Below are 8,661 nucleotides of genomic sequence, written 5' to 3'. Positions count from 1 at the left end.
GTTTCAGTCACCGTATGTGTTGACTGTCACACCGCATTCGCGAGCAAGCCCGCTCCCACATTTACTGTGTTTCGCCGGTGAGAGGCGCGTTACAGCGCCTTGATCACCTGATCCACATTGCCTTCCAGTTCCGCCACCGGGTCGGCGCCATCGGTGCCCAGCACCAGCAACTTCGCCCCGCCCGCCGTGACCGCCGCCTGCACTGCATCGCTTGGCTTGCGGTGATGCAGCACCACGGCCACCTCATTCTCCTTCAAGCCTTCGCTCAGTTGCTGCAACGCCTCGGGTGTCCACTCGGTATCCGCCCTTGCATCGGTGCTGACCAGCTCCAGGTTCAAGCCACTGACGAGATAACCAAAGTGATCGCTCAAGCTGGCCACCGTCAGGTTATCGGCCTTGGCCAGTCGCGCTTCGCTGTCGGCGGTGAGCTTGAGCAGGCGTTGCTTGAGCGCGGCCAGGTTGGCTTCGATCTGCGGCTTGGCCTCGGGCGCCAGGCGGCTCAGGTCGGCGGCCATCACATCGGCCATGCGCCCCATGTTGTTGCTGGCTTGCCACGGCTGGCTGTTCAGGCCGTCGGTGGCGCCCGGCTGCACGGCAATCCCCGGCAAGCCGCCGTCCACCGGGCGCGAGGCGTCGACTTCGACGATGCGGATATTGCTGCGCCGGGCCACCGGGTACAGCGGGTCGTCGGGCCACAGCGAGCGCAGGCCGATGGCTGCATCGGCGTCCAGCGCCAGGGTGTTCAGCGCCTGCGCACCGCGCCCGGTGAAATAGGCGACTTGCCGCGAGCCGGGCAGGTTGGCCGGTGCCGCGCGCTCAAGCTGCACATCAGTGCCTTTGAGCAACACCTGCGCCAAGCCATAGGTGATCGGCAAGGCGGCGAGGACTTTCACCGGTTTTGTCGCCTTGGCCTGGTTCAAGGCAGCATGGCCAACGCCTTGGTTGGCGGTGATCTGTAGTGGCTTGACGCCGTCGGCGGCGAATGCCGGTGTGGCGATGGCCAGGGCCAGAAGCAGTGGTCGAAACATCGGGCGCATTATCCAAGATTCCCTTTCAGGCTGGGGACCGTGCCGCGGGCGATGGCGGCGAGGGCGAAGGCGATACCGGCTACCAGGATGATCGCGGCACCGGACGGAATCGGCAGGTCGAAGATGATCGGCAGCAGGATCCCGCACAGGGTGCTGACGGTGGCGATCACCACCGAGATCCAGAAGAAGCCCTTGAGCGACTGGCTCAACAGGCGTGCGGCGGCCGCCGGAATCACCAGCAACGCACCCACCAGGATCGCGCCGATGACCTTGACCGCCGCCACGGTGATCAGGGTCACCAGGATCACGAACAGGTAGTCCAGGGTCTTCACCGCCACCCCGCGCACCGCCGCCAACTGCGGGTTGAAGCTGGCGAGCATGATGCGGTTGTACAGCGGCAGGGCCAGGGCCATCACCAATGCGCCGACAATCGCCAGCACCAGCAGGTCATTGCCGTTGACGGTCAGCACCGAGCCGAACAGCACGTTTTCGAGAATGTGCACGTTGATCTTGCCCGCCAGAATGAGCAGCAGGCTCGCGCCCAGGGCCAGGGACACCGAGAGGAATACGCCGATCAGCGTGTCCGGCGCCAGGCCGGTGCGGTTGCGCAAGTAGTTGAGCAGGATCCCGAACAGCAGGCAGTAGCCGAACAGGCTGCCGTAAGGCCCGGTATACGGTTCCCCCAGCAGAATGCCCACGGCCACGCCGGTCAGTGCGGCATGGCCCACGGCTTCGGAAAAGAACGCAAAGCGCTTGACCACCACCAGGGTGCCCAAACCACCCAGCACCGGGCCGATCAGCAGGCCGGCGAGCAGGGCGTTGACTACAAATCCATAGGCCAGCGCTTCCGGCAGATACCCGGAAGACGCCCAGCCCTGGACCATCAGACGAAAGGCTTCATAGCTCATAAGGCCGGGCTCCGTGGGTGGGTGGAGAACAGGGTCAGCAGGCGGTCCGGGGTCAGTGCCTCTTTCGGCGTGGCGTCGAACAGCACACGGCGGTTCAGGCCGGTGACGCGATCGGCCAGGCGGCCGACGGCTTCCAGGTCGTGTTCGATCCACAGCACGGTGATCCCGGCCTGGCGCCAGTCGTTCAGCAGCCGCTCGAACACCTGGATCCCGGCTTCGTCCAGCGCCGACATCGGTTCGTCCAGCACCAGCAATTGCGGTGCCGGGATCAAGCCCTGGGCCAACAGCACCCGCTGGCGTTCACCGCCAGACAGCGCACCCATGCGCCGCTTGCGCTTGTCCTGCATGCCGACCCGTTCCAGTGCGTCGCCAATCGCGGCGGCGTAATGTTTGGACAGCCCGAGAAACGCCGGACGCCGCTGGCACATCGCGGCCATGAAATCGTCGACGGTCATCGGCAAGCCCCGGTCGAACTCCAGCGCCTGGGGCACGTAGCCGATGGTGCCGGGTGCATCCGGCCAATGCAGGCTCAACTGGCCCTGGTGCGGCGTTTGCCCCAGCAGGGTCTTGATCAGCGAGCTTTTGCCGCCGCCGTTGGGGCCCACCAGCGCATGGATGCTGCCGGGCTGCACCTGGAAACTCACTGCATCGAGGATCACCGTACGGCCCAGGGTCAGCGCGACGTTATCGAAGTCGAGGGTCGGGCCAACGCTGGCCACACTCAGGTGTTCAGCCGCCGTCATGCCCCGGACTCCTGAATCGCCCGCACCACGGTGTTGAGGTTGCCGGTCATTTCCACTTCGTATTTTTCCGCGCTGTAGTCGCCATAGGAAATATGCGACAGCGGGTACAGCTTCACCCCGGATTCACGCTGGATGGTGTCGACGTAGCTGGACGGGAAATCCATCTCCGAGAAGATCACTTTCACGTCCAGTTCCCGCAGTTGGTCGATGGTTTTCTTCAACTGGCTGGGGCTCGGCTCGATGCCGTGGGCCGGTTCCACCACGGCGGTGACTTCCAGGCCGAATTCCCGCAGCAGGTAGTCATATGCCGCGTGCACGGTGGCCACCCGCAGGTCGGGGTTGGGCGCGCTGGTGAGCTTGGCCAGGGCGTCGGCGCGCATCTGGCGCAGGCGCTTGCCGTAGGCGCGGGCGTTCTGGGTGTAGGTCTTGGCGTTGTCCGGGTCGAGCTTGCCCAGTTCCCGGGCAATGTTGTTCACCTGGGCAATCGAGGCGCTGATGGACAGGAAGGTGTGCGGGTTGACCACCTTGCCGGCACCGCGCGCAGCGTTGCCGGTGGCGGCCAGCAGCGGCACGTTGGCGTTGGCCTCGATCACCGGGATGTCCGGGCGCTCGCTGGTGGCGATCATGCGGTCGGCGAAATCGTCATGGCCGACGCCGTTGAGCACGATCACATCAAGGGTGCCGATGCGTTTGATGTCTTCGGCGCGGGGTTCGTAGGCATGGGGATTGAAACCGGCCGGGATCAGCGGGACAACTTCAGCCTTGTCGCCGACGATATTGGCGACGTAGCTGTAATACGGGTGCAGGGTGATGCCGATGCGCAGGCGCTTTGCCGGGTCGGCACTGGCGAACGGGGCCAGCAGCACGGTGATCAGGCCGACCAGCACCAGACGTAATAATGGAGATGAAATAGACATGGTCTTCTCTCGGCTGCAACGTGAATTCAGTGACGATGCTGGCGGGTGACACCGGCATCGAATTGCGCGACTACCTGCTGCCAGCCCGCGCTGATCAGCGCCTGGTCAGTGAGGTCGGTGGGGGCGGTGAGGTGGGCGCTGCGGTTGAGCCAGATATCCGGCTCGGCGCCGCGGATGCGCATCAACAGCGAACCGCTGAGGTCCGGCGTCTGGCTCAGGCCCAGATAGGCCGCGTCCAGCAACTGCCAGCGGTGGTCGCCACGGCTCACCGAACTGGCGTCCTGGGCAAAGGGCGCGAAGCCCTCTTCGGCCAGCTGTTCAGGCGTCGGCAGAGCGCTGTGTTCCTCCTGCAGCAAGTGGATTTCATCCAGGGTCACCCGCAGGTCGGCGTAGATGCCTTGCTCGGCGGCGCTGAGGTCGCGGCGGGCGTCCAGTTGGTGGCTGGGCACGGCGGCGATCTCCTGGTTTTCACCGCGCAAGGCCACCACCGTGCCGGCAACGGCGAGGATGATCAGGCACAACAGCAGGACATACAGGGTTTCGTGCCCGGCGCCGGCCGGGCGCACGACTTGGGTTGTACGGCTCATTGGGGCTGGATATCCGCTTGGTCGATTTCCACCACGTGGCCGGGGCCGGCATCAAACAACACGTAGAACTCGGCGGAGGGTTTCTTGAAGGTCAGCTTCGAGTCTTCTCCCAGCTTGCCGGGCACCAGGATGGTCTCGTCGTAGCCGATCACATCCAGGGTCACGCCGGGGGCACCGCTGCCATCGGAGAAACCACCGGTGCACTGGATCTGCTCGCCGGCGATTTCCTTGCATTCGCACATCGGGTTGTGGGCGAGGGCGGCGGTACTGAAACCGGCGCCGAGGATCAGCACGCCACAGGCGCGGGCCAATTGCTGCAAGGTCATGGTTTAACTCCTCGTTTTTTCAGCCAGCCGATGGTGGCCGGCGATGCCTGGCTCAAGGGAATGGAGGCCTGGTGCATGGCGCCGTCCCAGCCTTCCATGGTGATCCACACTTCGGCGTCCAGCGGGGTGCGCTCAGGGATCGGCAACGCGGCGCCCATGCGGTATGGGGTGCCGAAGAAAATCACCCCGGCCGCCCGCAGGCTGCGGGGCTTGCCGATACGCAGGTAGGTCGCCTTGACCTGGTCGATGCACGTGGCACACAGGGCAGCGTTGAAGGATTTCATCGGGCCTGCCGGGTCCGGGCGCGGCGGCTCGTTGCGTAGTTCGGCGAGCTTCAGGCTCCAGGGGCCGACCTGTACTTCGCCGATCTCCCGTTCGCCCAGGCCGCTGTCGCCGCGAAACAGTGCCGCGTCGGCAAAGTACTTGGGCATGAAGCCCAGGGGCACCAGCAACAGCAGGATATTGATGTGGAAGCGCCATTTGAGCCAGAAGGCCCGCAGGGGCGAGGGGGGTTGAACTGTCATGGCCTTGTTCATGGGGTGGCCTCCGTGGTCTCAGCCTGCAAGGCCTGGGTTTTCGCCGGTTGACGGGCTGCCTTGGCTTCGCGTTTCAGCGCATTGAGGGTGGCCAGGGCCGTGCGTTTGGTCCAGATCAGCAAGCCGCTCAAGACCATCATGCTCAGCACCAGGCCGAAGAAGGCCCAGATCAGCTTGATCCAGATCCCGCCAAAGTCCCCGGTGTGCAACGGGCGCATGGATTCGGTGACGAACTCCAGGGCCGAACGGTCGGACAGCAGGTGCGAGGCGGCGATTTCGCCGTTGTACGGGTTGATTTCCGCGGTCTGGAACATCAGCGGGTACCAGCCACGCCCGCCGATGCGCAGGTGGCTGTAGGCGTTGCTGGGCAGGCTTACGAAGCTGGCCTCAAGCCCGGGAATGCGCTGGGTGGCGATGTTGATCGCCTCGTCCAGGGGAATCATGGGCGCCGGTACGCCCGGGGCGGACATCGGCACTTTGTCGCGGGCAATCGCCGGGACGATCGGCTCGCTGGAAATGGTGATCTGGTTATCACCCAGGATCGCCTGGATCAGGAACCAGGTGCCTGTGATGGAAATCACCGCGATAAACCAGATCGACCAGATGCCGCTCAACCGGTGGAAGTCGCCCCAGAAAATCCGCGCACCGTGACGAATGCGCAGGGTCGGCCTGAAAAAACCTTTCCAGAAACGCTTGTAGACCACGAGGCCGGTGACCAGCGAGGCCAGCAGCGGCAAGCCCAGCAGCGAGACCAGGTACCAGCCCCAGCTGTAGCCATTGGTGAAAGGCACCAGCCACCAGCCATGCAGGGCACGGGTAAATTGCTGGAAGTTGAACGATGGGCTGATGCCCTGGATCACCCCGGTGTATGGGTTGACGTAGACCTCCAGCGAGCGCCCGTCGGGGTAGCTGAGGTCGGCGCTGAGGGCGAAGTGCGATTCGTCCGGGCGGCTCAGGGATTCGACGATCACCTGGGGTTCGGCGCGCTTGATGGCGCCGATCACCTGGTCGTAGGTGAGCGGTTCGGCATCGTCCGACGGCTTGCTGGCGCGGATGTCCGGGTTGGCCAGCCAGACGATCTCCTGGCTGACCACCGCCAGGGTGCCGGTGACGCAGACGATCAGCACAAAGAACCAGATGGGCAATGCCAGCCAGCTGTGCACGAGAAACCAGAGTTTTGAGCGTGACTTCTTCGACATGTGAATGAGGGTCTTGATCGGAGGGAGGCGGTAAAGGCCCGGAAAACGCCACCCGTAGCTTTTGCTGACGCGAGCGGCTGTATCTAAGTTAAGACGGATGAGAAACACAAAACCCTAAGGCGGATATGAAAGTAAATGTTTCAAATACGCATTCATGCAACACGAAACATGTTCTGAGCCATCACCAAGGCGGGATTGATGGGGCGGGGGCGCTGCCTATGATGGGGTCATACCGTTGAGCGAGCCCCATAATGACTTCTGCCAGAACCCTCTACGACAAACACATCGATTCCCACACGGTGTGCCGCCTGGATGACCAGGGCCATGTGCTGCTGTACATCGACCGCCAGGTGATCAATGAATACACCAGCCCGCAAGCTTTCAGCGGCTTGCGCGAGGCGGGCCGTGGTGTGTGGCGGCCCGGTACGGCGCTGGCGGTGGTCGACCATGTGAACCCCACCACGCCCAAGCGCATAGCGACCATGCCGGATGCGGGCGGCGCGCGCCAGGTGTCGTACCTGGCGGAAAACTGCCGGGATTTCGGGATCGAGCTGTTGGATATCCTCGACAAGCGCCAGGGCATCGAACATGTGATCGCCCCGGAACAGGGTTTTATCCTGCCGGGCATGGTGATCGCCGCCGGCGACAGCCACACCACCACTTACGGGGCCTTGGGCGCGTTCGGCTTTGGCATTGGCACTTCGGAAATCGAGCATTTGCTGGCCTCGCAAACCCTGGTCTACAAGCGTCTGAAAAGCCTGCGTGTGACCGTGGACGGCGAACTGGCCCGTGGGCTGACCTCCAAGGACGTGATCATGGCGCTGATCGGCAAGATCGGTGCCTCGGGTGCCACCGGCTACGCCATTGAGTTTTGTGGGTCGACCATCGATGCCTTGAGCGTCGAGGCGCGCATGACCATCTGCAACATGGCGGTGGAAGCCGGCGCACGTGGAGCGTTCATGGCGCCGGACGAAAAAGTCTTCGCCTACCTCAAGGGCAAGCCACGCGCGCCGAAGGGCGAGTTGTGGGAACGCGCCCTGGTGGGCTGGCGCCAACTGCACTCGGATGCCGACGCGGTGTTCGACCTCGAAGTGCAGCTGGATGCCAGCGCCCTTGAGCCGATGGTCACCTGGGGCACCAGCCCCGACCAGGCCGCCCCCATCGGCGCCCGCGTGCCGGACCCGCAAGACATCAGCGACCTGATCCTGCGCCAGGACATGCGCCGCGCCTTGAACTACATGGGCCTGGAAGCGGGCATGCCGTTGAGCGACATTGTGATCAGCCACGCCTTTATCGGCTCCTGCACCAACGCCCGCATCGAAGACCTGCGCGACGCCGCCAGCGTGGTGCGCGGCAAGCACGTGGCCGACCATGTGCGGGCGATGATCGTGCCGGGCTCCACCGAAGTGCGTGACCAGGCCGAAGCCGAAGGCCTTGCCGCGATCTTTATCGACGCCGGGTTTGAATGGCGCCAGTCGGGCTGCTCGATGTGCCTGGCGATGAACGACGACGTGCTGGAGCCGGGCGACCGCTGCGCTTCCAGCACCAACCGCAATTTCGAAGGCCGCCAGGGCGCGGGTGCCCGCACGCACCTGATGAGCCCCGCCATGGTCGCCGCTGCGGCCATCACTGGCCGGCTGACGGATATTCGCCACTTTGGAGACCGCACATGAGCTTGCAACCCTTCACTCGGATCACCGGCAAGGCGGCGCCGATGCTGGCGGCCAATATCGACACCGACGTGATCATGCCCAAGCAGTTTCTCAAGGGCATCGACCGCAACGGGCTGGATCGCGGGTTGTTCTTTGATTTGCGCTTTTTGCCCTCGGGGGAGCCTGACCCGCAATTTGTGCTGAACCAGCCGGCCTGGCAGGGCGCGAGCTTTATGGTGGTGGGGCCGAACTTCGGCTGTGGTTCCAGCCGGGAGCATGCGGTGTGGGGCCTGAAGCAGATGGGCATTCGCGCGTTGATCGGCAGCAGCTTTGCGGGGATTTTCTATGACAACTGCCAGCGTAACGGGGTGTTGTTGATCACGCTGGAGGAGGCGGTGTTGCAGCGGTTGGGGCAGATGGTGAGTCAGCCTGAGCAGGCGCAGATCAGTGTGGACCTGGAGGCGCAGGAGATCCTTTTGGCGGACGGGCAGGTGATTGCGTTCCAGATCGATACGTTGCGCAAGACTGCGTTGTTGTTGGGGTTGGATGCTATTGGCACGACGTTGCAGCGCAGTGAGCAGATCAAGGCGTTTGAGCGTGAGCATTTGGCGGCCAATCCCTGGCTCGGGTGATGGGGCTGTAGTTGCAGGTTGGCTGCTGCGCACTGCCTGCGTTCGGCTTCGGGCTGGATGGGGCAGTCAGATCAAAATCAAGAGCACAGCGGCCTCCCGGCCGGCTTGAGTGTTAAAAGCAAAAGCAAAGACC

10 protein-coding genes are annotated in these 8,661 nt (G+C 63.8%); 2 read left to right on the top strand and 8 right to left on the bottom strand.

The genetic code is table 11. The annotated features are described in order from the left end of the window. Positions 1–89 precede the first annotated feature (89 nt). Genes ACW9I6_RS27945 through ACW9I6_RS27910 form a run of 8 tightly spaced genes read right to left on the bottom strand, consistent with a single transcriptional unit; the run spans position 90 to position 6,244 of the window. Complete coding sequence (locus ACW9I6_RS27945; RefSeq protein ID WP_457340070.1) at positions 90–1,037, bottom strand: metal ABC transporter solute-binding protein, Zn/Mn family; 948 nt, start codon at positions 1,035–1,037, stop codon at positions 90–92. Then, a complete protein-coding gene (locus ACW9I6_RS27940; RefSeq protein WP_003208998.1) occupies positions 1,037–1,936 on the bottom strand; it encodes a metal ABC transporter permease in 900 nt (299 codons plus the stop codon). Before ACW9I6_RS27940 ends, ACW9I6_RS27945 begins: the two co-directional genes overlap by 1 nt. Continuing rightward, the gene (locus tag ACW9I6_RS27935; protein ID WP_102369603.1) at positions 1,933–2,679 is read right to left on the bottom strand and encodes a metal ABC transporter ATP-binding protein; all 747 of its coding nucleotides are present in this window, start codon (positions 2,677–2,679) and stop codon (positions 1,933–1,935) included. Before ACW9I6_RS27935 ends, ACW9I6_RS27940 begins: the two co-directional genes overlap by 4 nt. Continuing rightward, positions 2,676–3,596, bottom strand: a complete 921-nt coding sequence (locus ACW9I6_RS27930; RefSeq protein ID WP_023659272.1) for a metal ABC transporter substrate-binding protein — start codon at positions 3,594–3,596, stop codon at positions 2,676–2,678. Before ACW9I6_RS27930 ends, ACW9I6_RS27935 begins: the two co-directional genes overlap by 4 nt. A gap of 26 nt (positions 3,597–3,622) precedes the next feature. Further along, positions 3,623–4,183, bottom strand: a complete 561-nt coding sequence (locus ACW9I6_RS27925; protein WP_008431663.1) for a DUF6162 family protein — start codon at positions 4,181–4,183, stop codon at positions 3,623–3,625. Next, a complete protein-coding gene (locus ACW9I6_RS27920) occupies positions 4,180–4,509 on the bottom strand; it encodes a hypothetical protein (RefSeq protein WP_177047770.1) in 330 nt (109 codons plus the stop codon). Before ACW9I6_RS27920 ends, ACW9I6_RS27925 begins: the two co-directional genes overlap by 4 nt. After that, positions 4,506–5,045 carry a thiamine pyrophosphate-binding protein gene (locus ACW9I6_RS27915; protein ID WP_457340069.1) on the bottom strand — a complete coding sequence of 180 codons (540 nt, stop codon included), beginning with the start codon at positions 5,043–5,045 and terminating at the stop codon, positions 4,506–4,508. Before ACW9I6_RS27915 ends, ACW9I6_RS27920 begins: the two co-directional genes overlap by 4 nt. Continuing rightward, complete coding sequence (locus ACW9I6_RS27910; protein ID WP_008431658.1) at positions 5,042–6,244, bottom strand: PepSY-associated TM helix domain-containing protein; 1,203 nt, start codon at positions 6,242–6,244, stop codon at positions 5,042–5,044. The genes ACW9I6_RS27915 and ACW9I6_RS27910 overlap by 4 nt, the downstream gene beginning before the upstream one ends. A gap of 251 nt (positions 6,245–6,495) precedes the next feature. Here ACW9I6_RS27910 and leuC point away from each other — a divergent pair, with 251 nt between their 5' ends. Both leuC and leuD read left to right on the top strand, forming a co-directional pair. Further along, positions 6,496–7,917, top strand: a complete 1,422-nt coding sequence (gene leuC / locus ACW9I6_RS27905) for a 3-isopropylmalate dehydratase large subunit (RefSeq protein ID WP_003208986.1) — start codon at positions 6,496–6,498, stop codon at positions 7,915–7,917. Then, complete coding sequence (gene leuD / locus ACW9I6_RS27900; protein WP_003208984.1) at positions 7,914–8,528, top strand: 3-isopropylmalate dehydratase small subunit; 615 nt, start codon at positions 7,914–7,916, stop codon at positions 8,526–8,528. Before leuC ends, leuD begins: the two co-directional genes overlap by 4 nt. Positions 8,529–8,661: the final 133 nt, after the last annotated feature.

The organism is Pseudomonas sp. SDO5522_S412, assembly GCF_054071215.1.
The sequence above is the reverse complement of the archived record's forward strand: the minus strand, read 5'-3'. Positions and strand labels throughout refer to the sequence as shown.